The sequence below is a fragment of the Rhodococcus sp. KB6 genome (assembly GCF_001445685.1).
Lineage (GTDB): Bacteria > Actinomycetota > Actinomycetes > Mycobacteriales > Mycobacteriaceae > Rhodococcus_F > Rhodococcus_F qingshengii.
In genome coordinates this window covers 46,714-72,334 of record NZ_LNAK01000120.1, presented here as the reverse complement: position 1 = coordinate 72,334, position 25,621 = coordinate 46,714, and the positions used below count along the sequence as shown (strand labels likewise).

Annotated in this window: 28 protein-coding genes; 15 read left to right on the top strand and 13 right to left on the bottom strand. The window is 61.6% G+C overall.

The genetic code is table 11. The features are described 5' to 3' along the window. Positions 1-88 precede the first annotated feature (88 nt). Both ASU23_RS16740 and ASU23_RS16735 read right to left on the bottom strand, forming a co-directional pair. Positions 89-1,717 carry a 4-hydroxyphenylacetate 3-hydroxylase family protein gene (locus ASU23_RS16740; RefSeq protein ID WP_003939685.1) on the bottom strand — a complete coding sequence of 543 codons (1,629 nt, stop codon included), beginning with the start codon at positions 1,715-1,717 and terminating at the stop codon, positions 89-91. An 11-nt stretch (positions 1,718-1,728) separates the two neighbouring features. After that, positions 1,729-2,298 carry a flavin reductase family protein gene (locus ASU23_RS16735; RefSeq protein ID WP_007729773.1) on the bottom strand — a complete coding sequence of 190 codons (570 nt, stop codon included), beginning with the start codon at positions 2,296-2,298 and terminating at the stop codon, positions 1,729-1,731. A gap of 273 nt (positions 2,299-2,571) precedes the next feature. Between ASU23_RS16735 and ASU23_RS16730 the strand changes: the two genes are divergently transcribed. Next, entirely contained in the window at positions 2,572-3,510 is a 939-nt protein-coding gene (locus ASU23_RS16730; RefSeq protein ID WP_058038297.1) for an AraC family transcriptional regulator, read from the top strand. On the opposite strand, the gene ASU23_RS16725 is transcribed toward ASU23_RS16730, so the two are convergent. Further along, positions 3,507-4,277 (bottom strand): IclR family transcriptional regulator, encoded by a 771-nt coding sequence (locus ASU23_RS16725; RefSeq protein ID WP_003939932.1) that lies wholly within the window; start codon positions 4,275-4,277, stop codon positions 3,507-3,509. The genes ASU23_RS16730 and ASU23_RS16725 overlap by 4 nt on opposite strands. Positions 4,278-4,476: 199 nt before the next feature. Here ASU23_RS16725 and catA point away from each other — a divergent pair, with 199 nt between their 5' ends. The 6 genes from catA (at position 4,477) to ASU23_RS16695 (ending at position 9,717) form a co-directional block, all read left to right on the top strand. Then, entirely contained in the window at positions 4,477-5,316 is an 840-nt protein-coding gene (gene catA / locus ASU23_RS16720) for a catechol 1,2-dioxygenase (RefSeq protein WP_058038296.1), read from the top strand. A gap of 29 nt (positions 5,317-5,345) precedes the next feature. After that, a complete protein-coding gene (locus ASU23_RS16715; protein ID WP_058038295.1) occupies positions 5,346-6,467 on the top strand; it encodes a muconate/chloromuconate family cycloisomerase in 1,122 nt (373 codons plus the stop codon). 13 nt (positions 6,468-6,480) lie between these two features. After that, positions 6,481-6,762, top strand: a complete 282-nt coding sequence (gene catC / locus ASU23_RS16710) for a muconolactone Delta-isomerase (protein ID WP_003940264.1) — start codon at positions 6,481-6,483, stop codon at positions 6,760-6,762. Between the two features lie 6 nt (positions 6,763-6,768). Beyond that, on the top strand, positions 6,769-7,716 hold the full coding sequence (locus ASU23_RS16705) for a helix-turn-helix domain-containing protein (RefSeq protein ID WP_042447166.1): 948 nt from the start codon (positions 6,769-6,771) through the stop codon (positions 7,714-7,716). Between the two features lie 154 nt (positions 7,717-7,870). Next, positions 7,871-9,334, top strand: a complete 1,464-nt coding sequence (locus ASU23_RS16700; protein WP_058038294.1) for a benzaldehyde dehydrogenase — start codon at positions 7,871-7,873, stop codon at positions 9,332-9,334. Positions 9,335-9,351: 17 nt separating this feature from the next. Beyond that, complete coding sequence (locus ASU23_RS16695; protein WP_003939951.1) at positions 9,352-9,717, top strand: hypothetical protein; 366 nt, start codon at positions 9,352-9,354, stop codon at positions 9,715-9,717. 21 nt (positions 9,718-9,738) lie between these two features. On the opposite strand, the gene ASU23_RS16690 is transcribed toward ASU23_RS16695, so the two are convergent. After that, a complete protein-coding gene (locus ASU23_RS16690) occupies positions 9,739-10,368 on the bottom strand; it encodes a response regulator transcription factor (protein WP_058038293.1) in 630 nt (209 codons plus the stop codon). Beyond that, complete coding sequence (locus ASU23_RS16685; RefSeq protein WP_058038292.1) at positions 10,365-11,534, bottom strand: sensor histidine kinase; 1,170 nt, start codon at positions 11,532-11,534, stop codon at positions 10,365-10,367. The genes ASU23_RS16690 and ASU23_RS16685 overlap by 4 nt, the downstream gene beginning before the upstream one ends. Positions 11,535-11,718: 184 nt before the next feature. Here ASU23_RS16685 and ASU23_RS16680 point away from each other — a divergent pair, with 184 nt between their 5' ends. Both ASU23_RS16680 and ASU23_RS16675 read left to right on the top strand, forming a co-directional pair. Then, complete coding sequence (locus tag ASU23_RS16680) at positions 11,719-12,309, top strand: heme-binding protein (RefSeq protein WP_058038291.1); 591 nt, start codon at positions 11,719-11,721, stop codon at positions 12,307-12,309. A gap of 201 nt (positions 12,310-12,510) precedes the next feature. Further along, positions 12,511-13,506, top strand: coding sequence for an alpha/beta hydrolase family protein (locus ASU23_RS16675; protein ID WP_202427084.1), 996 nt, complete (start codon positions 12,511-12,513; stop codon positions 13,504-13,506). Between the two features lie 58 nt (positions 13,507-13,564). On the opposite strand, the gene ASU23_RS16670 is transcribed toward ASU23_RS16675, so the two are convergent. From ASU23_RS16670 to ASU23_RS16660, 3 genes are all read right to left on the bottom strand, one after another. Next, complete coding sequence (locus ASU23_RS16670; RefSeq protein WP_058038290.1) at positions 13,565-14,680, bottom strand: NDMA-dependent alcohol dehydrogenase; 1,116 nt, start codon at positions 14,678-14,680, stop codon at positions 13,565-13,567. 79 nt (positions 14,681-14,759) lie between these two features. Next, the gene (locus ASU23_RS16665) at positions 14,760-16,400 is read right to left on the bottom strand and encodes a CdaR family transcriptional regulator (RefSeq protein WP_058038289.1); all 1,641 of its coding nucleotides are present in this window, start codon (positions 16,398-16,400) and stop codon (positions 14,760-14,762) included. Positions 16,401-16,564: 164 nt separating this feature from the next. Then, positions 16,565-17,974 (bottom strand): AarF/ABC1/UbiB kinase family protein, encoded by a 1,410-nt coding sequence (locus ASU23_RS16660; protein WP_003940433.1) that lies wholly within the window; start codon positions 17,972-17,974, stop codon positions 16,565-16,567. 132 nt (positions 17,975-18,106) lie between these two features. On the opposite strand from ASU23_RS16660, the gene ASU23_RS16655 reads away from it, so the two are divergent. From ASU23_RS16655 to ASU23_RS33460, 5 genes are read left to right on the top strand one after another with little or no spacing between them, the layout of a single operon-like run. Then, on the top strand, positions 18,107-18,526 hold the full coding sequence (locus ASU23_RS16655) for a MerR family transcriptional regulator (protein WP_058038288.1): 420 nt from the start codon (positions 18,107-18,109) through the stop codon (positions 18,524-18,526). A 46-nt stretch (positions 18,527-18,572) separates the two neighbouring features. Beyond that, on the top strand, positions 18,573-19,949 hold the full coding sequence (locus ASU23_RS16650) for an MFS transporter (protein WP_058038287.1): 1,377 nt from the start codon (positions 18,573-18,575) through the stop codon (positions 19,947-19,949). Beyond that, positions 19,946-20,965 carry an ABC transporter substrate-binding protein gene (locus ASU23_RS16645; protein WP_058038286.1) on the top strand — a complete coding sequence of 340 codons (1,020 nt, stop codon included), beginning with the start codon at positions 19,946-19,948 and terminating at the stop codon, positions 20,963-20,965. Before ASU23_RS16650 ends, ASU23_RS16645 begins: the two co-directional genes overlap by 4 nt. Positions 20,966-20,986: 21 nt before the next feature. Further along, complete coding sequence (locus ASU23_RS16640) at positions 20,987-21,706, top strand: 2OG-Fe(II) oxygenase (protein ID WP_007729749.1); 720 nt, start codon at positions 20,987-20,989, stop codon at positions 21,704-21,706. After that, complete coding sequence (locus tag ASU23_RS33460; protein ID WP_007729748.1) at positions 21,696-21,989, top strand: Ada metal-binding domain-containing protein; 294 nt, start codon at positions 21,696-21,698, stop codon at positions 21,987-21,989. The genes ASU23_RS16640 and ASU23_RS33460 overlap by 11 nt, the downstream gene beginning before the upstream one ends. On the opposite strand, the gene ASU23_RS16635 is transcribed toward ASU23_RS33460, so the two are convergent. The 3 genes from ASU23_RS16635 to ASU23_RS16625 are packed head-to-tail and all read right to left on the bottom strand — an operon-like array spanning position 21,952 to position 23,250. After that, complete coding sequence (locus tag ASU23_RS16635; RefSeq protein ID WP_007729747.1) at positions 21,952-22,380, bottom strand: VOC family protein; 429 nt, start codon at positions 22,378-22,380, stop codon at positions 21,952-21,954. The two genes, ASU23_RS33460 and ASU23_RS16635, sit on opposite strands and share 38 nt — an antisense overlap. 40 nt (positions 22,381-22,420) lie before the next feature. Next, on the bottom strand, positions 22,421-22,903 hold the full coding sequence (locus tag ASU23_RS16630; protein ID WP_003940319.1) for an SRPBCC family protein: 483 nt from the start codon (positions 22,901-22,903) through the stop codon (positions 22,421-22,423). 2 nt (positions 22,904-22,905) lie between these two features. Further along, complete coding sequence (locus ASU23_RS16625) at positions 22,906-23,250, bottom strand: helix-turn-helix transcriptional regulator (protein WP_003939956.1); 345 nt, start codon at positions 23,248-23,250, stop codon at positions 22,906-22,908. A gap of 94 nt (positions 23,251-23,344) precedes the next feature. On the opposite strand from ASU23_RS16625, the gene ASU23_RS16620 reads away from it, so the two are divergent. Continuing rightward, complete coding sequence (locus ASU23_RS16620) at positions 23,345-24,001, top strand: alpha-ketoglutarate-dependent dioxygenase AlkB (RefSeq protein ID WP_030536476.1); 657 nt, start codon at positions 23,345-23,347, stop codon at positions 23,999-24,001. Positions 24,002-24,006: 5 nt separating this feature from the next. On the opposite strand, the gene ASU23_RS34270 is transcribed toward ASU23_RS16620, so the two are convergent. Together ASU23_RS34270 and ASU23_RS16615 are read right to left on the bottom strand one after the other, a co-directional pair. Continuing rightward, positions 24,007-24,153 carry a hypothetical protein gene (locus tag ASU23_RS34270; protein WP_020723613.1) on the bottom strand — a complete coding sequence of 49 codons (147 nt, stop codon included), beginning with the start codon at positions 24,151-24,153 and terminating at the stop codon, positions 24,007-24,009. 183 nt (positions 24,154-24,336) lie between these two features. Next, positions 24,337-25,572, bottom strand: a complete 1,236-nt coding sequence (locus ASU23_RS16615) for an MFS transporter (RefSeq protein ID WP_050656055.1) — start codon at positions 25,570-25,572, stop codon at positions 24,337-24,339. Positions 25,573-25,621: the final 49 nt, after the last annotated feature.

Here is a 25,621-nt window from a genome sequence, read left to right as displayed (position 1 = left end):
CGTCGAATTCTGCTGATGGGCCATGCCTGCTGAAGACGACGACCAGGGCGGACTCGACATCGCGAGTCCGCCCTACCTGCCGAGGGGGTTACCGGTTCTTGAAGAACGAGACGTCGTCGTTGCCGATGAGGTCAGGGACCGTCCAGCCGTCGAGGTCGTATTCACTCAGGCACTGCTCGGCCAGTCCCTTCATGGAACTTGCGTGTCCACGATTCTGCGCTGCGAACAGCAGTTCCGCTTTGACGTTCTCGTGATTGCCGGAGTAGTTGCGCTCGTAGAGTTCGTGTCGGCCGCCGAACTCGGTCCCGATCGAATCCCACAGCGCCTTCATGACTTTCACGCGGTCGACAGCGGTGATGCCATCGGAACCGCGAACGTACTTGTCGAGGTACGGACGCACGTCCGGGCTCTTGAAGTCTAGTGAACTCGAAGGCAGGTAGATCAAGCCCGACGCGACGTCCTGTTCGATGATCTCCTTGATCCGCGGGTACCCCTGGATCATGAACATTCGATAGGTGAGGCCGTACTCGAGCTTCGGGATCACCGAATCGCCGACCCACTGTTCGGGATCGCGTGCCATCGATTCGGTCAACGACCAGAAGAGGTTTCGCCACCCGATCACCTCACCGACACGGGTCTGGACTCCGCGGAAGCCGCCGGCGCCGGTGGCTTCGAGTGCCTTCATCAACAGTCCGGCGATGAAGTCGAGCTTGACGGCCAGGCGAGTGCAGCCCTGAAAGGTGAAGCGCGGCAGGAAGCCCGATTGAGGGAAGAATGCGTTGATCCGGTCGACGTCGCCGTACATGAAGACGTTTTCCCACGGAACCAACACCTTGTCGAAGACGAAGATGGTGTCGTTCTCGTCCATGCGACTCGACAGCGGATAATCGAACGGACTGCCCATCACCGCAGCATGTTCGGTGTACGAGGTGCGGCAGATCAGCTTCACACCCGGCGCGTCCATCGGTACCGTGCAGATCAGGGCGAACTGCTTCTTCTTGATCGGCAGACCGTAGTGAGCGATGAAGTTGTAGTTCGTGATCGCCGATCCGGTGGCGACCACTTTGGCGCCGCTGACGATCAAACCTGCGTCGGTTTCCTTCTCCACCTTCATGAAGACGTCACCGACCTCGTCCGGTGGAAGTTGGCGATCCACCGGGGGATTGATGATCGCGTGGTTCCAGTACAGAACCTTCTCCTGCGATTCGCGGTACCAGCGTTCGGCGTTGTCCTGGAACGGTGCGTACAACTCCTTGTTGGCGTGGAGGGTGCCCAGGAAACTCGCCTTGTAGTCGGGGGAACGGCCCATCCAGCCGTAGGTCATACGAGCCCACGTCGCGATGGCGTCGCGTTCCTTGAGCAGATCGGCCGAGGACGTCGGAGTGCGGAAGAATGGCATGGTGACACCGCCGTTGCCCGTGTCCGTCGGAACGGTCAAGGCGTCCACGTGCTCGCCCGTATGCAGAGCGTCGTACAGCCTCGCGGTCATGCGGATCGGATTCCGGAACGCGGGGTGTGTCGTGACGTCCTTGACGCGATCACCGTGAAGCCAGATCTCGCGACCGTCCTGCAGGCTCGAGATGTACTCGTCACCGGTCATCGGTCGGGTGGCGAAGTTCTTCGTGCGGTTGGCTTCGCAATCGGCGGCCGGATTGACCTGTGGCGCTCCGGAATCTGCGGGATCGACGCCGGTGGGAGGAATTTCGGTGGTCGTCATGGCAAAGCCTTTCAGATCGTTTGGGGTGCGGGCTGAAGATGAATCGGGGTGAACGAAGTGGTGGCGTCGAACCAGCCGCTGTGGGGGTCGTCCTGACTTCCGTTCCAGACTGTGGTCGACGAGGTAGCGCCTAGATCGTGAAAAGTGCTTCGGTAGAACAGAAGCGGATCCTTGCCACTCGACTGAGCGTCGACGATCTCGCCGATGAAGATGATGTGGTCACCGCCGTCGTACTCCCTCCACGGGACGCACGAGATGGTTGCTGCGGCGCCGTCGAGCAGGGGAGCGGTCGGTCCGTCGATCCACCTCGGCTCGGTGCGCTGCGGTCGGCCGGCAAAATGCATGGCCGTGTCCACTTGGTCGGAGGCAAGGATGTTGACCGCAAACGGCGCGTTGCCGAGGTAGCCGCACGCCTTGGACTTGCGAGTCATCGTGATCTGGCACAGCCGTGGTTCCAGGGAAATGGCCGTGAATGCGGTGACGGTGGCTCCGTGTGGTTGACCGTCGGCATTGGTACAGGTGATGACGGTGACGCCGCTCGCGAATTGACCGAAGATTCCTCGAAGCTGATTTTGTTCCATGACCGGACCTCCTTGTCGGATGGCGGTTGAGTGAGAGTGCCGCGAAGTGCGGGAGGGAAGTAGTGGGCGACTCGCGCCGGGAGTGAAGACGAACGTACGGCGGGCGCAGGCTTCGGTCGATCCGTACAGCGCGGTGGCTATCCGGATTGCGCACCCGATCGCGGCCCGTACCCGTTTTCTCTTGGAAGTGACCGGGGACACAGTGTTCAATGATGTTCAGCGCCCTTGCTCGGCAATGTGGCTGGTCACGGGTTTGGAAGGTGAAGAAGGACGATGGTCGACTCCATGATCGGTACAGCTCCCCGCGACTGGGACGAGGCGTGTCATGCGGTTTCGGACGCCTACTTTCCGCACTCGCTGACGCCGTTGTCTCGGCATGCGGCCAGTGGAGTCGGGGTGTGCACCACCGAGTTGGGACCGCTGAGGATCGCTCATATTCGGTGGGGAGCTGACGTCGCCGTCGAATCCGATCATCCCGGTGCCTATGGGGTGAACATCCCGCTCTCGGGCGAGCTCGAGTCGGTGTTCGCGGGCTCTCACGTGCTCTCGACGCAGGGTGTTGCGACGGTATGTCCACCCGACATCACGACGAGAATTACGCGGTGGAGTGCGGACTGCGAGATCGTCGGAGTCCGGATGGACCGTCAGTACCTCGACCGTGAGATGGAAAAGGTTCTCGGTCGACCCGGAATGCACTTGCCTGATCAGGTGGATCTTCGGGGCGACGACGGAGCCAGATGGCTGAAATTTGTTCGCTCACTGTCGGATCAGATACTCGGCCCGGTCGGCGTGCTGCACAACGAACTGGTGGCAGGTCAGCTCTCCGGCGCCGTGGTCACGGCATTCGTCCTTGCCGCAATGCCCGAAAGCGAGGACGCGGTGCGAAACGCCAGGCCACGCATCGTCAAGCGGGTGCTCGACGAGATGCACGACGACCCGGCCCGCGTGTGGACCGCAGCCGAGATGGCGGAGGTGGCGGGCGTCAGCGTACGGAGATTGCAGGAGGGATTTCGGCAGTATGTGGGCCGGAGTCCGTCGGAATGCCTGCTCGACATCCGTCTCGAGCGGGTCCATGCAGATCTGGTGGATGCCGACGACGCGACGACGGTCACCGATGTCGCTGTGAGATGGGGTTTCACGCACACCGGACGGTTCGCGTCGTCCTTTCGGCGTAAGTACGGATTGCTGCCTTCCGAGGTGTTGAGGCGCTAGCTTCGGTACCCCATGTCCGCGCTGAGTTGGTTCGCCTTCTCGACGAGGAAAGGCGCGACGTCGGCGCGGAAAGCTTCCGGGGATGTTCGTCCGGCCGAGGTCGAACACGCTGTCACTCCGACGACGCTTCCACCGGCGTCGCGGACGGGAGCAGCGAGGGAAATCAGGCCGTCTTCCAGTTCCTCCGATGTGAGCGCGTATCCCTGCTCGCGCACCACCCGGAGGGCGGTATGGAATGCGCCTTCGTCGGTGATCGTGGTGGGTGTGAGGGCGTCGAACGTGGAGTTCGCGATGACGTTGTCGACGATTTCGGTTGGCGCCCAAGCTAGCAGGGCTCGACCCATGGAGGTGGCATATGCAGGCACTCGGGTGCCGACGCTGACGTTGATGCTCATGATCCGCCGGACGGGTACACGCGCGGCGTAGACCACGTCGACACCGTCGAGCACCCCGAGCGACGCCGACTCGTGGGTGTGTTCTGCGATCTCCAACAGACGAGGGAGCGCCGCCTCTGTCAAAGCATGTGATGCCGAGAAGTGCTGCCCGATACTCAGAACGCGTGGGGTGAGCGACCACCGACTGTTGTTGCCGGTGACGTATCCGAGCTTCTGCAGCGTGAGGAGGATGCGCCGGACCGCGGGGCGGGAGAGACCCGTTTCGGCGGCAAGATCGGCGAGCGACGGGTTGGGGTTCTTCTCGTCGAAGGCCGTCAGCACAGCAAATCCACGCTCGATGCTCTGGATGTAATCGCGATCGTTCTCGCTCACGGAATGGCCTTTCATCTGCGGGTATGCCCGATCGACGCCTTCGAAGGTTGACAAACCTTGTGACTGGGCGCACAGTACAAGCGTACGCACAGCGTAACAGATGTACGCAGAGCGTACAGCCCAAACTTGGGGAGCCGACGCAGCCCAGCAGTACGGCACCCACCCGGTAACAGCCACATACGGCCCCGAGGAGGACCACATGACCACTTCCGAGAGCCCCACCGCAGTAGGTTCGGGTACTGCCGCCACCGACAAGTTCCTCCAGGAACGAGTCAGCGCGGACACCCCGCCCGAACGCGTCTCGGCCATCGCCAAGGACGTGCTCGAGGCACTCGCAGGCGTCATCGACAAGCACGGCATCACCTACCCCGAGTACCGCGTCCTCAAGCAGTGGCTCATCGACATCGGCCAGTTCGGCGAGTGGCCCCTGTGGCTGGACGTCTTCCTCGAGCACAACGTCGAGGAGGTTGCGTACCGCGGCCAGCACGGCACCAAGGGAAGCATCGAGGGCCCGTACTACGTTGCCGATGCCAAGACGTTGCCTGCCAAGTGTGAACTTCCGATGCGTGACAACGAGGTTGGATCGAAGCTGGTCTTCGAGGCCCAGGTTCGCGATCTCGACGGCAAGGGGTTGGGCGGTGCAACCGTCGAACTCTGGCACGCGGACGACGAAGGCTACTACTCCCATTTCGCGCCGCACATCCCCGACGGCAACCTCCGCGGAACGATCGTCGCCGACGACGAGGGACGCTTCGAGATCACCACGATTCAGCCTGCGCCGTACCAGATCCCGACCGACGGCCCCACCGGCTGGTTCATCGAGAAGGCCGGCTGGCACCCGTGGCGTCCGGCTCACCTGCACCTCATGGTGAAGGCTCCCGGTAAGCGCACCATCACCACCCAGCTCTATTTCAAGGATGGAGAGTGGATCGAGAACGACGTGGCAACGGCGACGAAGCCCGAACTGATTCTCGATCCGAAGCCAGGTGCCGACGGAACCAACCGGGTCACATACGACTTCGTGCTCGATCCGGCCTGATCCACAACTGCTCTGAAGAAAGTGATTTGATGACAGACCTGTCGATCGTCTCCATCGAGACGACCATCCTCGACGTTCCGCTGGTTCGCCCCCACAAGTTCGCCACCACGTCGATGACGGCGCAGCCGTTGTTGCTGGTCGCGATTCGCACCTCCGACGGGGTGATCGGATACGGCGAAGGAGTCGTTCCGGGCGGGCCGTGGTGGGGTGGCGAATCGGTGGAGACGATGCAGGTCATCATCGAGAAGTACATCGCGCCGGTGGTGGTCGGCAGGCGCGTGGATCAGATCACCGTGATCATGGCCGACATCGAAAAAGTTGTTGCCAATGCACGATTCGCGAAGGCCGCCGTCGACGTGGCGTTGCACGACGCCTGGGCGCGTAGCCTGGGAGTCCCCGTGCACACGCTCCTCGGCGGGGCTTTCCGCGAGAGTGTCGACGTCACGTGGGCACTGGGTGCTGCGCCGGCGGACGAGATCATCGAGGAAGCTCACGAAAAGCTCGAATCCCGGCTCAATTTCAGCTTCAAACTCAAGATGGGAGCACTCGATCCAGCAGTCGACGTTGCGCGCATCGTCAACATCGCGCAGGCGCTGGACGGCCACGCCGGAGTCCGTGTCGACGTCAACGCACGGTGGGATCGCTTCACTGCCCTGCGGTACTTGCCGCAACTCGCCGAGGGTGGAGTCGAACTGATCGAACAACCCACTCCGGCAGACCAAATCGAGGTCCTCGCCGAACTCAGTAGGCTTCTACCGATTCCGATCATGGCCGACGAGAGTGTGCAGACCCCACACGACGCTCTGGAAATCGCCCGCCGGAGCGCCGCCGATGTCATCGCCCTCAAGACCACCAAATGTGGTGGCCTCCAGCGCAGCCGCGACATCGTCGCGATTGCCAAGGCCGCCGGTATCGCGTGCCACGGTGCGACGTCCATCGAAGGCCCGATCGGCACCGCCGCTTCGTTGCACTTCGCGTGCGCCGAGCCCGGAATCAACTTCGGAACAGAGCTTTTCGGCCCACTGCTCTTCAGTGAAGAGTTGCTTCAGGAACCCCTGAAGTATTCCGAGGGTCAGTTGCACCTCCCCGCCGGACCTGGCCTGGGAGTCGAACTGAACATGGACGCCGTCAAGACCTGGACCAGGAACTAGAGGATAGAAGAACATGGCACTCTTTCACGTTCGGATGGACGTCGATATTCCGCGCGACCTGGATCCGGAAGTCCGCGCCGATACCGTCGCAACGGAGAAGGCGTACTCGCAAGACCTTCAGCGACAGGGAAAGTGGGTGCATCTGTGGCGAATTGTGGGACAGTTCAGCAACATCAGCATCTTCGATGTCGAGTCGGCTGACGAACTCCATGAGATTCTCTGGAACCTGCCCCTGTTCCCGTACATGACCATCGAGGTCATGCCGTTGACGCAGCACGGATCTTCGATCAAGTAGCCCGCCATGTCTGCCGTGTCTGCCACGCCTGCGAGCCTGCCGGAATCTGTGCAGCAGTGGCACTGCGAGATGTCGGAGACCTTCGGTGGCCTGTGCCCCGAGAGTTCCGTCGATGCCGCGCCTGTCGGTACGGTCAGCGGCGTAAGTCTCGGGGACGTAGGCGCTTTCGACATCTCCGGTTCACCGCAGATACTGCGGCGGAGCGCACGCGCAGCAAAGCGACACGGTAGTGATCTGCTCAAGATCTGCACGGTCCGAACCGGGAGCGCGATACTGCGCCAATCGGACCGCGAGTTGACGGCCCCGCCCGGCGCGATGATTCTCTACGACGTCGAGCATTCGTACGCGCTGCGTTTCGACGGTCACTGGTCGTGCACCGTCATGACCCTACCGCGCAGTGCGGTGAGTCTGACCGAGCGAGAACTGAATTGCGCGCTCGAGCGCACCCACGACGGTCGGCGTGGGTCCGGTGCATTGCTGGAAAATTTCATCTCGGGCGCTGTTGCATCCCAGGTCGACGGCAGCGCAGCCGGGCTTCTCGGAGATGCTGGAGTCAATCTCGCTTCGGCAGTTCTGATGCAAGGATCTGCGCCCGCGACACCCGGACGTTCGACGCGAGAGGAGATCTTGCGATATGCGCTTCGGAATCTCGACTCACCAGACCTCTCGGTCGCGTCGATCGCCGGTGCGCTGCACCTGTCGCCGCGAACCGTTCAGCGTCACTTCGGTGACGGGGATCTGACCCTCAGTGCGCTGATTCGCCGCGAACGGTTGATCCGCGTACGCCGCGATCTCACCGACGTCTCACTGCGGGGTCATTCGATCTCCATCCTGGCTGCACGATGGTGTTTCCATGACGCACCAGCGTTTTCGCGTGCGTTCAAAGCGGAATTCGGTGCGGCGCCGTCGGAAGTACGTAACTCGCCTGATCCGAACGCCCGCGAACGTCACTGATCTGTCGCATCCGAACAACAAACGTGTCCGATCACGACAACTGGGAGCCCGAATACCGGGGCAGAGTGTGTTCCAGATCGCTTTTTCAGGCTCGCGAAGAGCTCAGGTCCACGAACAGCGAGGACCGCAGCGAAAGCTACGAATCGAGGAACGCATGACGAATCTGCTCGCTCATCAGCAATGGCACGGAAAGATTTTCGACGGCCAATGGATCGACGGAGGCGGTGACACCGTCGAGTCGCTCGAACCGGCTACCGGCGAGGTGCTCGGTGTGATCGGCACGGCGACTGCTGCGGATATCGATCGAGCGGCACACATCGCGTCGGCCGCGCAGCCGGCGTGGGCGGCGACGATCGGGCAGGCTCGCGCTTCGGTGATCCGTAAGGCAGCGCAGATTTTGGAAGCCGAGCGAGCCGAGGTGGAGCGCTGGTTGATCCGTGAAGGTGGTTCCGTACCAGGGAAAGCCGCATTCGAAGTTGATCTTGTCATCTCCGAACTGTGGGAAGCCTCGGCACTGCCGACACAGCCGTTCGGGCACCTTCTGCCCGCCAGCCAGGAGGGGCGCACGAGCATCGCTCGCCGGGTGCCCCTGGGTGTGGTCGGCGTGATCAGCCCGTGGAATTTCCCGCTTCTCCTCGCCATGCGCGCTGTCGCCCCCGCCTTGGCGCTCGGAAATGGCGTCGTTCTCAAGCCGGATGTTCAAACCGCGATCAGCGGGGGTGCGGTCATCGCGGAATTGTTCACGTCCGCAGGTCTTCCCGAAGGCCTCCTGCATGTGCTCGCCGGTGACGCGGAACCTGGTCAGGCATTGTGCGAGAGCCCGAGCATCGCGATGGTGTCCTTCACGGGTTCGACCGCCGTCGGCCGTCAGGTCGGGGCAACTGCCGGTCGCACGCTCAAGCGTGTCTCGCTGGAACTGGGTGGGAACAATGCGCTGATCGTCCTCGACGACGCAGACCTGGATGCCGCGAGCTCGGCGGGCGCGTGGGGTTCGTTCCTGCATCAGGGGCAGGTCTGCATGACCGCAGGCCGCCACATCGTGTTGGAATCGGTCGCCGATCAGTACCTGGACCTGCTGGCCAAGCGCGCAGCGGTCCTGCCGGTCGGGGATCCCAATACAGGCGACGTCGCTCTCGGACCGCTCATCAACGCGCGGCAGATTGCGAACGTCGATCGAATCGTCCAGGGCACCAAGGCGGCCGGCGCCGAAATCCGCGCCGGTGGAACATACGAAGGGCTCTTCTATCAGCCGACCGTCCTGGCCGGAGTCACCTCGGACATGCCCGCGTTCCGTGAAGAAATCTTCGGGCCCGTGGCGCCCGTCGTGATCGTCAAGGACGAAGACGAGGCAGTCAGGTCGGCCAATGACAGCGAATACGGTCTGGTTGCTGCCATTCAAACAGGATCGGTTGAACGCGGCGAGCGGATCGCGGACCGACTGCGTACCGGCATCGTGCACATCAACGATCAGACTTTGAACAACGATGCCTATGCACCATTCGGTGGCACGGGTGCCTCCGGAAACGGCGCGAGATTCGGAACTCAAAGCAGTTGGGACGAATTCACCACCTGGCAGTGGCGAACCAGCCGGCCAGCGGCGCAGACCTTCCCCTTCTGAAGTCGAAAGGTACTCCTATGCACACCATCTCGGCTCACGATCTTCCCATCGTGTTGCAGGACGGCGAATTCGAATTGCGGATGCGAGAAGAAGGCGACATGATCGTCAACTTCGTCAAAATTCCTGCTGGTGCAGACTTCGCCGAACCGTTCGCACAATTGGAAGGCGGGCGCTGTCAATGTCCGCACTACGGATACGTCTTGAAAGGAAGGATCTACACAGATTCCGAAGCAGGTCGGCAAACCTACGATGCCGGCGACGTGTTCTACTGGGCACCCGGTCACGTTCCCGGAGCGATCGACGACTCGGAGTATGTCGACTTTGCTCCCAAGGCTGAATTCCTCGAACTGATCGACGGAGTGCGTAAGGCGATGGGCGGCTGAGCTGTTCGGCCGCCACCGAGGTCAGCGTATTCCGTCGCGACGTAGTGCGACGGACACTGCGGCAGAGCGGGTATCGACACCGAGTTTGGCGTAGATGTGCCCGAGGTGTGTTTTCACCGTCGCTTCGCTGATGAAGAGTGCTTTACCCAGCTCGCGGTTGGTCATCCCCTCGGCGAGCAGGCTGAGCAGTTCGGACTCACGGGCGGTGAGCGCTTCCTGCGGGCGCTGCATCTGCTGGACGAGACGAGAGGCCACGGCGGGGGAGAGGACGCTGCGCCCGGCGACCGCGCCGCGCACCGCGCCGAAGATCTCGTCAGGAGTCGAGTCCTTGAGTAGGTAACCGATGGCACCGGCGTCCACGGCCCGCACGACGTCGGCGTCGGTGTCATACGTCGTGAAAACCAGTACGGGAACATCGACACCGTCGCTTCGCAGGCGTTTGATCGCTTCTGCACCGTGCATGCCGGTGCCCATGTCCAGATCCATCATCACCAGATCCGGTGAGGCCGACGGTATCGCCGTGGCCGCCTCCTCGCCGGACGATGCTTCGCCTACTACTTCGACGTCCGGCTGAGTGTTCAGCAGCGCTCTCAGCCCGGCTCGCACGACCAGATGATCGTCGACGAGGAACACGCGAATGGTGGTGGTCACCGGATCCTCCGTTCGAGAGGGAACTGGGCCGCGACGACGGTGCCGTCTCCCGGTGCACTTTCCACGGTGAACGATCCGCCGAGCTGTGCGACGCGGCTTCGCATCGCACGCAGGCCGTATCCACCGTACCGAGAATGGTCGGCGAGCTTTCCCGGATCGAAGCCGACGCCGTCGTCGAAGATGTCTACGGAGACGGAGTGGTCGAGATACGTGATCGTCACGCCCGCCGTTTCGGCGCGAGCGTGGCGGGCGATGTTGGAGGACGCGCTCGAGACCACTCGCACGACGGCATGAGCTACGTCCGAGGGCAAGATGACGGCTTCACCGACGGTGCGGATCCGAACGGCCGGGACGAACTGGCGGGCGGCGGCCACGACCAAGGCGTCGAAGTCGCCCGTACCGCCCTTGGTCGGCGCCAGATCGTGGACGAGGTCGCGACTCTGCATCAAGCTCGTTCGGATGTTCTCTGCTGCGGCATCGACATCGGCTCGAGACGGCGAACCCGTTGTATTCCACGTTTGTTCGGCTGCCTCGAGCCGTAGAAGGGCGCTCGCCAGTCCCTGGGTAACGGTGTCGTGGATTTCGCGCGCGAGGCGCTCTCGCTCAGCGGCAACGCCGGCAGCGCGTTCGGTATCTGCCAATGCAGATTGCGCTTCTGCTACCTGACGCAGAAGCCGAAGGCGTTCTCGGGCATCTCGTTCCATCTGCCCATACGCGGCCGCGACCAGTGCCGCGGTGCACAGCGGCCCGAGAAGTGTCACCAATTCGGCACGACCGGTGACCCGGTAGAACGCGACACCGGCGAGGACGCCCAGGATCCCGACGAGGGGGTAGGCGATCTTGCTCGGATACAGACGAATGCAGAGGAAGAGAACGGGAAACGCACACCACGCGAAACTCGGGGCAAGCCAGACCAGCGCTGCCCATGCGCTCAGTACCGGCCACATCCACAGCCGTTGGCGAACGACATCTCGCGAGGACACCGTGGCCATGACGGCGTAGAGCAGGGCGAGGACCACGGCCAGGACGAGTACAACCCCGAACCGACCGCTGGTCCCGTGGACTGTGACGTACCGAACTCCCGATGTAGACAGCAGTACGAAGAACGACGCGTGGATCGCATACGCCAACGGGCCGCGTAGGCCGCGTTCGGCGTCGGCGTTCATGGCTCCGTTACTCATCCCTCGAATGTTACGGAGGGCACCAGGCCGTCGTATCAACCATTCGGATGATATCCGGGTAGCCGTAGGGGGCACGGTTCGTCACCCGAGCGCCCGATGTGCGCACCCGCACCCGGACGCGACGCTGTAGTGGACGGTTTCGAATCATTCGACTGAAAGTGTGCCCGATATGAACCACCGCATTTACACACGACTTCCCCGTACGCTCGCTGTCGCCGTTCCGGTTGTCGCAATCCTTGCCAGCGCCGCATGCTCGACCACCGAAACACCGGTGGCGAACGCATCGAGCACGACGTCGATCACTGCCACGCAGCAGCCTGCCGCGACCGGTGATTCGGCGATTGTCACTCAGAATCGACTCAGTGCCGACGCAGCAGTGAAGGCTGCTGGTGCGGCCCTGGCGAAATGCCGCGCCGACGGTCTCGGCTTCGTCACCGTCTCCGTCGTAGACCGCGCGGGAAATGTCATCGCCATGGTGCGCGGCGACAACGCAGCCCAGCACACGGTGGAAGCCTCACGCGAGAAGGCATACACCTCTGCAGCTTTCGGAGCCGACACCAGTGACCTCTCGCAGCGTACCAAAGGCGAAGGATCAACCATCGCCGACCTTCCCGGCACTCTCTTCCTTGCAGGTGGAGTCACATTGAAGGCTGGAGCCGGGTCGATCGCCGGTATCGGTGTCGGTGGCGCTCCAGACGGAATGCAGGACCAAGCGTGTGCTGCCGCAGGTCGTGATGCGATCGCTTCGTCACTCGGCTGAGTGAGCGCATTCAGCGTGCTTCGTGAATTGTGTTTTTCGCCACCTGGATTCGCTCGGCACGACAGTTGTCCGATTGTTGCGATGACCTCGACTTTGTAACACCGGAGCCCCCGGAAAGGGACAAACACGTCGACAGTGGAACCGACGATGCACTTACCGAAGCGAGTTTCTTGATGCGCAGTTTCGGGGAAAGACACAACCTTGCAGAGAATCAGATTCACGTTGCCCGAACGCAATACACGGCGGGTGCGGGTGCTCGTAGCGGCGTTGTTGTCGATATTCCTGCTCGGCGGTATGTTCGGTCCGACCGCTGCGAGTGCTACTCCGGCGCGCTCGGCGCCATGGGGTGGGTACGACGAGTTGTGGGTCCCGTCTTCGATGGGAAACATCAAGGTTCAGGTGCAGTGGGCCGCGCGCGGTGGCAACGCCGCGTTGTACCTGCTCGACGGTCTTCGCGCGCAAAACGACAGAAATGCTTGGAGTTTCGAAACGAACGCACTCGATCAGTACCGCAATGACAACATCACGTTGGTGATGCCGGTCGGCGGTGAGTCGAGTTTCTACACGGATTGGTACGCGCCGTCCAATTTCAACGCTCAGCCGATAACGTACAGGTGGGAAACGTTCCTCACCCGCGAGCTTCCGGACTTCCTTGCAGGGTATGGTGTTTCACCAACCAACAATGCGATCATCGGGTTGTCGATGGGCGGCAGTGCCGCGTTGAACCTGGCGGGGCATCATCGGGATCAGTTCAAGTTCGCCGGCTCGCTGTCCGGCTACATCAATATCTCGGGTCCGGGTATGCGTGAAGCGATCCGCGTAGCCATGTTCGACGCCGGCCGGTACAACGTCGATTCGATGTGGGGCCCGCCGTGGTCATCCGGATGGCTTCGCAACGACCCGTTCGTCAACGCGGAATCGCTTCGCGGACTGTCGATGTACATTTCGTCGTCCAACGGCATCCCGGGACCGTACGATCATCCCTCTGCGCCGATCGATTACTTCCACACGGCGACGGGTATGGGGCTCGAGGCGCTCTCGTGGGTGCACGCGCGTGCATTCGAAATTCGCCTGAAATCCTTGGGAATCCCAGCGACGTACAGCTTTCCGCCCGCCGGAATTCACTCGTGGCCGTATTGGTCTGCTGAATTGTGGATGGCCAGAGGACAAATCCTCGACACCATGAACGCCTGGTGAAGCTGTAGTTAGGATCTCTCCGGACTTGCTCTCGATCGAAAGTCCGGAGAGAACTCGCTCAGAAGGCGATGATTCCACGGAGGTTGCGACCGGCATGCATGTCGGCGAAACCGTCGTTGATCTGGTCGAGGGTGTATCGGTTGGTGATCAGTCCGTCGAGTTCGAGCTTGCCGCTGGTGTAGAGATCGATCATCCAGGGAATGTCGGCGGTGGGATTGGATGCACCGAACAGGGATCCCTGAATTCTCTTCTGGTACAGCGTGAGTTCCATCAGGCTCACGGGAATTCCGACGTCCGTCATCTTCCCGAGGCCGGTGACGACGCAGGTTCCTGCCTTGCGGATCGACGAGAATGCCTGCGCGACATGTTCTCCGGTGGTGACACCGACGGTGACGATGGCCGAATCCGCGCCCTGGCCGTTGGTGAACGAGCGCGCTATGTCGGTGGCTTCCTCCATGGTGGCCACGGCATGGGTGGCGCCCAACTTCAATGCACTGTCGCGCTTGAACGCAACCGGGTCCACCGCGATCACGTGGGCGGCGCCGGCATGCGAGGCGCCCTGCACCGCGTTGATTCCGATTCCGCCGACGCCCATGACGATGACCGTCTGCCCGGGATACACCTGAGCGGAGTTGACCGCGGCGCCCCAACCGGTTCCGACGCCGCAGCCGAGCAGACACAAAGCGTCGAGTGGCAGGTGCTTGTCGACTTTCACAGCCGAGAGAGTGCTGACCGTGGTGTATTCACTGAAGGTGGACAGGCCGCAGGTTTGTGCGACGGGCTGACCGTCGAGAGAAATTCTGTAACTCGAGGTTTCGCCGGGTCTGCTGCCAGTCATGATGGCGGCGCCGTTGTCGCAGAGGTTCTGGATTCCGCTTGCACACCAACGGCAACGGCCGCAGGCGGCGAGGAACGAGAACACGACATGATCGCCCTCGGACCATCCTTCCGTGTTCGGCCCGACCTCGACGACGATTCCGGCGCCTTCGTGTCCGCCGCAGATGGGGTAGCGGCCGACTCCGTGGTCGCCGCTGGCGATGTGATCGTCCGAGTGGCACAGGCCTGAGGCGACCATTTTGACAGTGAGTTCGCCGCTGCGCGGTGAATCGAGTTCGAGATCGACCACCTCGTATGTGCCTGGTGCTTGGCGAATGACGGCTCCACGAGTGCGCAAGGTATCTCCTGAGGTAAGAGTTGTTCTTCGGCTTCCTCAGTTGTCTACTCGAGAGTTCAGGACGGGCTCGAGGCCTATCTCACTGATCGGACGTTTCGTATCTTTCAGACTCGTCCGGGGTGCGTCCCAAGATGGCGAGTTGCAGTTCGGTGAGCAGTCGCGTATCCGGCTCGTCCAACGAAATGCCCATGATCTGTTCAGCGCGCCGAATGCGGTAGCGCAGCGTGTTCGGATGTACTTTCAGAGACGAGGCGGCCTTCTTCACATCCCCGAAAGCTGTCAGGTAGGCCGTGAGCGTGAACTGCATGTCAGAGGTGTTCTTGTCGTCGTAGGAGACGAGTCTGTCGATACGAGGGTCCCGCAATCGCTCGTGATCAGCAACGAGGTCGAGTATCTCGCCCAGCAACACCGCGGTGCGTGACGCCGCGAGTGTGGTGACCTTCGAGGTTTCGTGATCATCGGTGGTATCGAGCACGCGGTCCACTTCTCGACGCGCCTCGGGTACGCCGTGCAATCGCGCGATCGGGACCGCGACGGCGGCGCGCACGCTGATGCCCGCACGGGCCTCGACTACTCCCACGGTGTCGTAAGCCCAGTCGCTGATCGCGACCTCGTGTTCGGCCTGAGGAAACAGCACGTAGATCCGGTTGTCGATGATCGTTGTGACCGCGTCGCTGCGGAATGCGCTGGCGCGCAGGCGCAAGGCGTTGGTGATTCGATCGAGATTCGATCCGGGCGCGAGTGATGTCGCAAATCCGATGACCGCAGACGGTCCGTCGGTGTTGATGCCGAAGGAGCCGGCCAGCGAGTGCATGTCGACTCCGCCGGAGCGAACGCCGAACAGCCTTTGCAATTGGGCATTCTCGCGGCTGGAGGCGTCCAAGGTTCGCAGGAGAATGCGTGCGGCGACTGCCGCTGCACCCCGCAATACCGCTTGGGCGTCGTCGGAAAGAGGTTCAGAGGCGCGCTGCACCCAGATGCTGCCGAGATTGTGTTGGTGTGCAACAGAACCCGTCGGCGCTGACAGGTCCGGGCGGGTGATGCTCACAGCCAACCTGTGCGCGGCTCCGATGCTCGGCTCGGCGGGCAGACTGATGACCTCGTCCGATCGCCTGAGATGCTCGAACACGCCTCTGCGCTCTATCCATTCGGTGTATTCGATCGGCCACTCCCGGCCCAGTATGGAGAGCTGACGGAGTTCGTCTTCACCTTCGTGAGCAGCTGAATATGCGATGACATGGAGTGCCGTGTCGTCGATCGTCACGAGTCCGCCGGTCAATTCGGCGATCGTCTCCGAGAGCGCGAACAGATCCGAATCGCCACCGGCCACAGCTCCTGAGACGGCCCGCGAACGGTACATGCTCTGTGTCAGAAGTCGTTGTACGAGTGAATAGACGTGTCCGGAACTAGCCTGCGGATGTACCGCGGCCACTGCGATTCCGATGTTGCGTGCGGCGGTGAGAAGCGTCGTCGCCTCGCGCGCATTCTTGACGAGCAAGAGCTTCGGACGACGCCTCGCCGGCCTGCCTTCGAACTTTCGCAACCACTGCGTCAACGTCGATTCGGGAACCCCCACGGGGAGGTAGATGTCGGAGATCGCACCACGGCTGTCGGTGCCGTCGATATCGGAGGACTCGACGAGGGCGATCGAACGGATTTCGACATCGAGTCCGTCCGGGCTTTCCAGAAGCTCGATCACGGACTTGTCCGTGGAATGCATGAGGGCGCCGAGGGTGGTGCCGACACTCGGCCCGTTATTCCTCGGACCTGTCGACGCTTGCGGGAGGGCTACAGAAAGTGGCTGCACATTTGCTCCTCGGCCAGTGGGTCATTACAGGCTAACCCCGACAGACGAAATGCAGAATAAGGAAATAGGGGACAAATTTATTCGTCAGGCATGGTGATGCCGAGTTCCTGCACCTTTTCGGCGACTGCCTCTGGAAAAACGTTCTTGAACAGATAAAGGTCTTGTCCGATCACCCAACCAGGTGCCAACGCCGTCGCATATCGCTCGAAGTATCCGAGTTGTTTACCGAAAAGAACCAATTCCTCGGGACTCGCAACACCCCACTGCTTGCCCAACTGAATCAGTGCCATGATCAATTCACTGAGCTTGAGTTCACCGAGGTCACGGCCGAGAATCGGGGCCAGAGCCGTTGCGACCTGCATACCGAGCTGATCGTCGTCGACTTCGTAGTCGGTTGCATATCCCAAGGATCGAATTCCGCGGGCGACACGGGCGAAATCACCGTCGATGAGGGTGGCTCGGAACATGTCGGAAAGAATGGATCTCCAGGTCTCGGGAAGGACGCCGACGATGCCGAAGTCGAGCATCGCTATCCGGCCGTCGTCGAGGACCCACAAATTTCCCGCGTGTACATCTCCGTGGAACGGACCGTGAACGATGACTGATTCGAGCCAGACCTTCACTCCGCGCCGGATCAGCATGCGGGCTTCGTCGATGCCGTCCGGACCGGCGACGAACCGATCCAGTGGAACGCCGCGCATGCGTTCCATACAGATGACGCGGGGACCACAGTAGTCCCAGTACACCTCCGGTGTCGTGACTCCTTTGTTGTCACCGAATGCACTGATGTTGTTCCGGAAAGTGGTTTGCCGGTCGGCCTCGACCGCGCTGTTCAACTCCGTCATCGTTGCGTTGTGTAGATCGCGAATGATGGCGGTGGCATTGGCAATTCGAAGGAACTCGACAAACTTCTCGAGGATGTTCGCGCCCCAGTACGCCGCCCTCAGGTCGATCAGCATCCGCGCATAGATGTCCGGACGCTGGATCTTGATGACGGCCTCGCGGCCATCGTGCAGAACGCACGCGTGTACCTGCGCTACCGACGCGGCCGCGAGAGGTACGTCGTCGAATTTCGCGAACAGGTCGTCCACGGAGTAACCGAGGTCCTTCTGCACGACGCTTCTGGCCTGCTCGGCCGGGAAAGACGGAACATCGTCGAGGCAGCGTAGGCATGCATTGGCGACGGGGGCCGGGAACAGGCCGGACGACGACGCGACCAGTTGGCCGAGCTTGACGAAGGTGGGCCCCAGCGCGATGAAGCCGTCGACCATCCCGTCGGAAGCAGCGTCAGCCCACGTGCGGCCACGCTTGCGGAAAGGCCACACGATCAGTGCCAGCATGATCGACGTCGACAACACGACGGCGATGATCGCGGAACGCCACAACTGGGCGAGGCCGAAGCGTTCGAGGTCCGGCATGCGGACTTCGAGGGCAGTGGCGGGCACTCCTGACGAGTACGGCCCGACAGGTCGCGTTGGATCCAGCACAGCTCTCCCTCGTTCAACGAGCGCATCCAGCATTTTGCCGTGAGATCACTTACGCGACCCCTTCCGTTAGTCAGTATGCCAAGTCACACATAACTGCCGGAACCGCCTACGCATTCAGCCTACGATCGGTGAATGCGTGAGCACTTGATCCCGATCGGCGAGGTTGCAAAATCGTTCGGAATCGCGGCGTCGACCTTGCGTTATTACGAGGACGAAGGACTGCTGTCCGCGCGGTCGCGAACTGGCGGTAAACGCTGGTACGGGCAGCGTGAGCTGCGCCGGCTGGCATTGATCCGGATGTACGCCGAGACGGGAATGTCATTGGAGCAGGTGCGGTCCTTCATCGAAACCGACACCACGTCCGAGCAGTTCTTCACAGTTCTCGCAGATCAAGTGTCGACGCTCGAGGCACAGATCTCCGCAGCCAACCGAGCGAAACTGATACTCGAGCATCACCTGACGTGTCGGCAAGAGCGTCCGATGCAGTGCCCGTGGTTGCTCGAGCAGCTCGACATTCGTGTCGAAGCGGCGCTTGACTTCAAGTTCACTTGAACCTTCATAGTTAGGGCGCACTTACCGCCCTACCCGGAGGTTGACCATGTCGGCACGACGATGGCTGCCGCTCATCGCCGCATGCATCGGAACTTTCCTGTTACTGACGTACGCCACGATCACAACGATCGCGGTGCCGGCCATCGCAGTCGGTTTGGACGGCAGTACGGGCGCGATGTCATGGGTCGTCGACGCCTACACGCTGGCTCTTGCCGCGCTTCTTGTGGGCATGGGCGCACTCGGCGATGCGTGGGGACGCAAACGCCTCTACATCTGCGGACTGGTCGTGTTCCTGGTTGCAACGGCCGTGTGCGCGATTGCTCCGGACGTCACGGTTCTGGTCGTTGCTCGCGGCGCGCAAGGAATTGCCGGTGCGGCGATGTTCGCGACACTCCTGCCTCTTCTCGGCGACGCATATTCGGGCCGCGATCGGCACGTGGCATTTGCCGCGTGGGGTGCCGTCGCTGGATTGGCGGCGGGAATCGGCAATGTTGCAGGAGGGCTGCTGACGCAGTTCTTCGACTGGCGTGCGGTCTTCTATTCCGGAATCCCCGTGGCCGCAGTGGCGCTCGCAATGGCTGTGTTCTGTTTCGCCGACAGTGAGCGCGGCGACGACAACATCGACTGGGCCGGAATCGTTTTGTTCACCCTCGCTGCCGTTGCCGCGGTTCTCGGCGTGACGTGGGGCGGCGACATCGGGTGGGCTTCGTCGTCGACAGCTCTTGCCTTCCTGATCGCAATCGGTGCGCTGACGGCGTTTGTGTTCTGGCAGCGTCGAGGCAGCAGTCCGATGCTCGATCCGGCATTGTTCCGATCCCTGAAATTCGACGGCGTCCTCGTCGCTGCTTTCGGGTACTACCTCGCGGCCTACGGCCCGCTCGTAGTCCTTTCACTGTGGCTGCAGAACGGGCTGGAACTGTCGGCATCGGCGGCCGCACTCGTGCTCTCGATTCAACCGCTCGCTTTTGTCTTCGTATCGGCCTTGTGTGGATCACGGCTTCAGCGCGTCGACCTTCGACTGTCGCTCGGATTCGGGACGATCCTTTGCGGAATCGGTTGCGTGGCCATGCTGTACGTTCTCGCCGAGCCGGTCTGGCCCGCACTGATCGCCGGGCTGATTCTGACCGGTGTCGGTTCGGCGATGGTGTCGCCGGTGCTGCCGGGTGCCGCGATGTCGGACGCCCCGGCAGAGCGCGCCGGGACGGCTTCGGCAACAGCCAACTCGTCGCGTCAATTCGGGCTTGCCGTCGGAATTGCGTTGTGCGGCTCGCTCTTCGTCGGTCCGGACGAGTTCGCCTTGCTGTGGCCGTTGGTCTTCTGTGCCGGCGTCGGAATGCTCACGGGTTTGGTGTCGATCCTTCTCTTTTCTCGTTCGTCAACTCCTGAAACAGTTCAACCAATCGCCGAAAGGGCACACACATGACCACGCTGTTCACTCCACGACCGCACCGGCGTATCGAGATGGACTGGAATCGCCGCAGGTTCCTCGGCGCTGCAGCAGGATTGGCTGCTGCGCTGGCAGCGGCCGGTTGCTCGCGTTCGGACGCAGACGCCGGGGGCGAAGGCGACGCAGGCTGGTCCTTCACCGATGATCGCGACAATCTGATCGAATTGGATTCACCACCAAGGACATTTGTCACCTACACCGGTATCGCGGGTGCTCTGTGGGATTACGGACTGGTGCCTGTCGGAGTTTTCGGGGCACTGACACGATCGCCGGGATCAACGGACACCAGCATCTCCGGCAATTTGGATTTCGCGAAGACCGACATGGTCGGGCAGCTCTGGGGACAAGTGGAACTCGAGAAGATCGCTTCGCTGGAGCCGGACGTCGTCATAGTCCCTCAGCTGCGTGGTTCGGCACTACTCGACGAGGCGAACTTGGATGCGGTGAAAGGCTTGTCGACAGTACTGTTCGTGGAAACGGCAGCAGGAACCATCGACCGAACCGTGCAAGAGATCGTGGAACTGGCCGTGGAACTCGGGGCGGACCAGGATATGGAGGCTCAGCGAAAAGACTACGACGCTGCGCGTGCACGGATCTCCGAAGTTGCTTCTTCGCTGAATAATTCACAGGTTCTGTTCGCGTCCGCAGATCCGGACACGATTCGTGTCAGTCGTTCGGGCTTCCCGATCCTTGCAGATCTGGCGGGATTGGGCCTTGCCGTCGTCGATCCGGCCGAGGGATCGTCGGTCTACGTCGAGAAACTGGCTTGGGAGATGGCGGACCACTATCCGGCCGACATGATCTTCCTCGACGATCGCCCGTCCAGTTTGCAACTGGATACGCTCGGAACCAATCCTGCGTGGTCCAACTTGCCCGCGGTGAAGGCGGGGAAGATCGGGACCTGGAATCCGGAACCCGTGCTCAGTTATGCCGGGATCGCCCGTACGTACAACGATCTGGCTGACCAGCTGCTGGCATTCTCACATTCCTGACCGCCGCGTCGTCTACGACGTATGGACCTCTTCACCGCTCTGTCTGCTCGTGTTGAATCCCTCGATTGGCCTGCGCTGATCGAGGGAATCGACTCCAGTGGGTGTGCCCAGACGACGCCGATACTCGACGAGTCGGAATGTCGCGAAATTGCTTCCTGGTACTCGGAGGTCGACCGGTTCCGGAGCACCGTCGACATGGCTCGATACCGTTTCGGCCAAGGGGAGTACCGGTACTTCGGTGATCCCGTACCGGAGCCGATCACGGCTATGCGATCCGCCTTCTACCGACACCTCCTGCCCGTGGCGCGGGAGTGGGCGTTCAAGCTGGGCGAGGGTGCACCGTGGCCGGATTCTTTCGAAGAATGGATCGATCAGTGTCACGACGCCGGTCAGAATCGCCCTACCCCGATCCTTCTGTCCTACGGACCTGGTGACTGGAATGCATTGCATCGGGACTTGTACGGAGAGTTGGTGTTTCCCTTGCAAGTCGTGATCGGGCTCGACAGACCTCGCATCGACCACGTCGGCGGCGAGTTCTTGCTCGTGGAACAGCGGCCGCGCGCCCAGTCGAAAGGGACGGTGACAGTTCTCGGGCAAGGTCACGCTTTGATCTTCACCACGCGGGATCGACCGGTGCAGAGTTCTCGTGGGTGGTCGAGAGCCCCTGTGCGACATGGTGTCAGCGTGGTGCACTCGGGTACGCGTCGAACATTGGGATTGGTGCTTCACGATGCCGAGTAAGACGTACATTCTCCGCGACGCTCGCAACAAACCCTACGAGAGTTCGACGCCCGGTGTGCTTGGCGGGCACCGGAAAACGAAGATCTACGGGCGACTCGACTGTCGAGGGGCCGCGCAGGCAATCGCGCGTGGCGGGTATGTCGCCAGTCGGGTGTTCTTCGCGGACGAGCCGACCGCGATTGCGGCCGGCTATCGCCCCTGTGCCGTCTGCATGCCCGAAGGTTACGCAGCCTGGAAGGCAGTTGCTACGCGCCGAAGCGGTCGCGGTACTCCTTCGGAATGAGCGGCTTGTCGCCGCGGACCTTCAGCTGCTGGACAGCCCAGGTATTGCCGTCCGGGTCGGCGAATCCGAAGAAGGTGCCCCCGTCACGCTCGTCGAAGACGGTGACCTCACTGGCATCGACGCCGCGGCCGATGAGCTCTTGGCGAGCCGCTGCAGCGTCGGCCACGACCAACTGCAATCCCTTCAACGAACCAGGGGTCATCTCGGTCTGCGACGGCAGGTTCCCGATGACGATCGAGCAGCCCGAACCACGCGGAGTGAGCTGGGCGACCGTCATGTGTTCGTTGACGGTGTGGTGGTCGAGATCGAAACCGACCTTGTCACGGTAGAACTCGATGGAGCGGTCGAGGTCACTGACGGGAACGATGACTACTTCGAGGGTCCAGTCCATGAAACTGCCTTTCGCTGAGGAGGTTCGGGCAAACAGGTGGTCAGAGTTGCGCGACGATCTTGTCCAGGCGTTCGTAACCTTCGGTGACGCCGAGCTCCATATTGCTCTCGATCATTCCGTCTCGCGCTTCGAGGCTCGGATATACGGAATGGCCGGAGAGGCGGGTGCGTCCGTTGCCCAGATCCTCGAACGTGATCGATTCGATGCTGACGACGTCGGGAAATCCCTCGTATTCGAAGGTCTGGATGGCAAAGTCGTTCTCGCGAACGACGTGAAATACACCGTTGAACCGGAACTCTTCGCCCTCGGGGTTGCGATGGACGTACTTGTATCGACCGCCGCTCACGAACTCGTATTCGTCGATCTCCATCTCGTATCCGTTGGGGCCGAGCCACTGCTTGACCAGATCGGGATTCGAATGAGCTGCGAAGACGGCACTGACGGGTGCGTCGAATTCGCGGGTGATGTCGATGTACGGCACGCCCTCAGGAGCCGTGATGGTGACGGGATTGGTGGTAGCCATGGCTAAGTCTCCTTCTGTGTGGTGCTGAGTAGGTGATCGAGCTTGCGGAACTGTTGTTCGTGGATCAGTCGATAGCGGTCGATCCAGGCGGTCAAAGCCTCGAGAGTTGCGGCGTTGAGATGTACCGGCCGCCTCTGGGCTTCGCGGCTGCGAGTGACCAAACCCGCGGCTTCGAGTACCTGAATATGTTTGGAGATGGCCTGTTTCGTGATCTCGAACGGCTCGGCCAACTCGTTGACCGTTTGGGGGCCGGTGCTCAGGCGGGCGATGATCCGCCGTCGTACCGGGTCGGCAAGCGCCATGAACGCTTTGTCGAGACGCTCGTCTGCCCCTGGATCCACGATCACTTGTCAACCATCTCCTTTATCAACCAACCTGTTGATTACGATACGAGCCCATGCCGAGGGTGTCAATGCTTCGAAACCGATTAGCGTGGAAACCATGAACGCTCTGATTCCTCGGCCACGATTGGAAGTGGCGCCGGGGGCGATCCTCGTTCCGGATTGGCTCAGCGTCGAACAGCAACGCTTCTTGGTGGCCGAGTGCCGACGGTGGGCGACCGCACCCGTACCGATGCGCTCCGCTGTTGTCCCTGGTGGGCACAAGATGTCGGTGCAAACAGTCTGTCTCGGTTGGCATTGGCAGCCGTACAAGTACACGCGCATCGCCGACGACGTGAACGGTGCGCCTGTCGCAGCGGTGCCTGACTGGCTCGTCGATCTCGGCCGGGCCGCAGTTGCCGCTGCCTATGATGATCCGACTGCGGGGGAGCGGTACACGCCGGACACCGCGCTGATCAATTTCTACGACGAGGGCGCTCGGATGGGAATGCACCAGGACAAGGACGAGCGCTGCGACGCTCCCGTCGTCTCACTGAGTGTCGGGCAGAGTTGTGTCTTTCGATTCGGGAATTCCGAGAACCGGAACAAGCCGTACACCGATGTCGAACTCCATTCGGGTGATCTCTTCGTCTTCGGTGGAGAGTCTCGGTTCGCATATCACGGAGTGCCGAAAGTTATTGCGGGAAGTGCAAGTCCCGACATAGGTCTGCCGTCCGGACGGTTGAACATCACGCTGCGCGATACCGGAATGTCGTGACTGTCTCACCCCTGCTGTGCCACTGGTGCAGCAGGGTCGAAGTCTGCGCTCGAAGGTCCGTCCCCGACCATCTCGATCAACTCGGTCGACGGTGGAGTTGGCAGCGTGCGCCAGCGCTCTCGTTCGAGGTTGTGGGGTTGTGTCTCGTTCATGCCCTCATTATCGACTTCCGGCTCCGATCCACCAGTCGGGGATGGGCCGGGTGCAATTCGGTAGGCCGTTGAGCGCCCCGCTCTCTCGTCGACATCCTCGGACCTCAGCACGTCGACGACAGTTCGGGTCGCGGCACGGGTCTGGGGAGGTTGGTGGGTGGATTCGAGGCGACCGTGGTTCGCTTATCCCAGTGTCTTGTTGCGGCCGGCGAGGGAGCCGAAGACGAGTTGCACGGCCAGCAGCACCAGCAACGCGATCAGCGGAGTCGTCCAGGAATCGACGGCGTCGTGCAGTGCACCGAAAACGAGGGGACCGGTGGCGGCCAGAAGGTATCCGACGGACTGTGCCATACCCGAGAGTGCCGCTGCTTGACCGTGATTGACAGTGCGTATTGCGAAGAAGGACAAGGCAATGACAATCGATCCGCCGATGCCGATGCCGAGGAATGCATTCCACAGCAGGGCCCAGGAGGGGAGGAGGAGTTGGCCGAGAACTGCCACTGCGGCGACCGACACCAGCCCGAGGACGGCTCCTCTCTGATCCTTGGGCAGTTTGTGCAGGAGCACTGCTGTGAGGAGGCTGCCGACGATCGAGAATATTTGCATGATGCCTTGATGCAGTCCGGCGGTAGCCGCGGTAGTGCCGTGTGATTCTTCAATGGTGGGCCACCATGTCAGAACGGTGTAGAAGAAGAGAGATTGGACGCCCATGAATATTGTGATCTGCCACCCGAGTGCTGAGCGCCAGGGGGAGCGATGGCCGCCTGGATGGGAATCCAAAGCCGCAGCATGATCGTGTTTCGGAAGCGTGCGTCGGCGAAGTTGGGGAAGGAACACCCCAAATCCTATGAGAGCCATAGCAGCCCAGATTCCGAATGCGATCCGCCAACCGTGATCGGTGAGACCGGCGATCGGCACGGCAAGTCCGGATGCGGTTGCGGCGACGGCTGCAGAGACCGCCGAGAAGATGCCGGTCAAACGGCCGGCTTCGGTCGGGAAGTCTCGTTTGAGGAGCGCCGGCAGTAGAACGTTCATTGTTGCGATGGACATGCCGAGCGATACGGTACCGATCCACAGCGCAGGCATCCACGGAACAGAGCGGATCACGATCGCTAAGGCGAGCATGCCGAGTGCTGCTGCGAGTGTCCGTTCCATTCCCCACCGAGCTGCGATGACCGGGGCAACGGGGGAGAACACTGCGAAGCACAGCAGTGGAAGGCTGATCAGCGCTGATGCTGTTGTCGACGAGATATCGAGATCGGTGCGTACCTCACCGAGTAGCGGGCCGACGACTGTGATTGAGGCTCGAAGATTGGCTGCGATGAGAAGAATGCCAGCGATAACGAGTCCTCGGCGCATTATCGGTATCGCGCTCGGGGCAGACGCCACGTTTTCGGTGTCGGAGATGACGTTAGCCATAGGTGTGCCCTTCTGAGATTGTCTGTGCGCTGAACCTCTTGTGTGTCAG

What these genes read in the sequence shown, in the direction of transcription:
- ASU23_RS16630 (WP_003940319.1), bottom strand. Translation starts at nt 22,903, where the DNA reads ATGGCTACCACCAATCCCGTCACCATCACGGCTCCTGAGGGCGTGCCG.
- ASU23_RS33460 (WP_007729748.1), top strand. Translation starts at nt 21,696, where the DNA reads ATGCCGAGTAAGACGTACATTCTCCGCGACGCTCGCAACAAACCCTAC.
- ASU23_RS16635 (WP_007729747.1), bottom strand. Translation starts at nt 22,380, where the DNA reads ATGGACTGGACCCTCGAAGTAGTCATCGTTCCCGTCAGTGACCTCGAC.
- catC (WP_003940264.1), top strand. Translation starts at nt 6,481, where the DNA reads ATGGCACTCTTTCACGTTCGGATGGACGTCGATATTCCGCGCGACCTG.
- ASU23_RS16705 (WP_042447166.1), top strand. Translation starts at nt 6,769, where the DNA reads ATGTCTGCCGTGTCTGCCACGCCTGCGAGCCTGCCGGAATCTGTGCAG.
- ASU23_RS16640 (WP_007729749.1), top strand. Translation starts at nt 20,987, where the DNA reads ATGGACCTCTTCACCGCTCTGTCTGCTCGTGTTGAATCCCTCGATTGG.
- catA (WP_058038296.1), top strand. Translation starts at nt 4,477, where the DNA reads ATGACCACTTCCGAGAGCCCCACCGCAGTAGGTTCGGGTACTGCCGCC.
- ASU23_RS34270 (WP_020723613.1), bottom strand. Translation starts at nt 24,153, where the DNA reads ATGAACGAGACACAACCCCACAACCTCGAACGAGAGCGCTGGCGCACG.
- ASU23_RS16700 (WP_058038294.1), top strand. Translation starts at nt 7,871, where the DNA reads ATGACGAATCTGCTCGCTCATCAGCAATGGCACGGAAAGATTTTCGAC.
- ASU23_RS16615 (WP_050656055.1), bottom strand. Translation starts at nt 25,572, where the DNA reads ATGGCTAACGTCATCTCCGACACCGAAAACGTGGCGTCTGCCCCGAGC.
- ASU23_RS16680 (WP_058038291.1), top strand. Translation starts at nt 11,719, where the DNA reads ATGAACCACCGCATTTACACACGACTTCCCCGTACGCTCGCTGTCGCC.
- ASU23_RS16735 (WP_007729773.1), bottom strand. Translation starts at nt 2,298, where the DNA reads ATGGAACAAAATCAGCTTCGAGGAATCTTCGGTCAATTCGCGAGCGGC.
- ASU23_RS16730 (WP_058038297.1), top strand. Translation starts at nt 2,572, where the DNA reads ATGGTCGACTCCATGATCGGTACAGCTCCCCGCGACTGGGACGAGGCG.
- ASU23_RS16665 (WP_058038289.1), bottom strand. Translation starts at nt 16,400, where the DNA reads ATGCATTCCACGGACAAGTCCGTGATCGAGCTTCTGGAAAGCCCGGAC.
- ASU23_RS16650 (WP_058038287.1), top strand. Translation starts at nt 18,573, where the DNA reads ATGTCGGCACGACGATGGCTGCCGCTCATCGCCGCATGCATCGGAACT.
- ASU23_RS16740 (WP_003939685.1), bottom strand. Translation starts at nt 1,717, where the DNA reads ATGACGACCACCGAAATTCCTCCCACCGGCGTCGATCCCGCAGATTCC.
- ASU23_RS16685 (WP_058038292.1), bottom strand. Translation starts at nt 11,534, where the DNA reads ATGAACGCCGACGCCGAACGCGGCCTACGCGGCCCGTTGGCGTATGCG.
- ASU23_RS16655 (WP_058038288.1), top strand. Translation starts at nt 18,107, where the DNA reads ATGCGTGAGCACTTGATCCCGATCGGCGAGGTTGCAAAATCGTTCGGA.
- ASU23_RS16715 (WP_058038295.1), top strand. Translation starts at nt 5,346, where the DNA reads ATGACAGACCTGTCGATCGTCTCCATCGAGACGACCATCCTCGACGTT.
- ASU23_RS16695 (WP_003939951.1), top strand. Translation starts at nt 9,352, where the DNA reads ATGCACACCATCTCGGCTCACGATCTTCCCATCGTGTTGCAGGACGGC.
- ASU23_RS16645 (WP_058038286.1), top strand. Translation starts at nt 19,946, where the DNA reads ATGACCACGCTGTTCACTCCACGACCGCACCGGCGTATCGAGATGGAC.
- ASU23_RS16620 (WP_030536476.1), top strand. Translation starts at nt 23,345, where the DNA reads ATGAACGCTCTGATTCCTCGGCCACGATTGGAAGTGGCGCCGGGGGCG.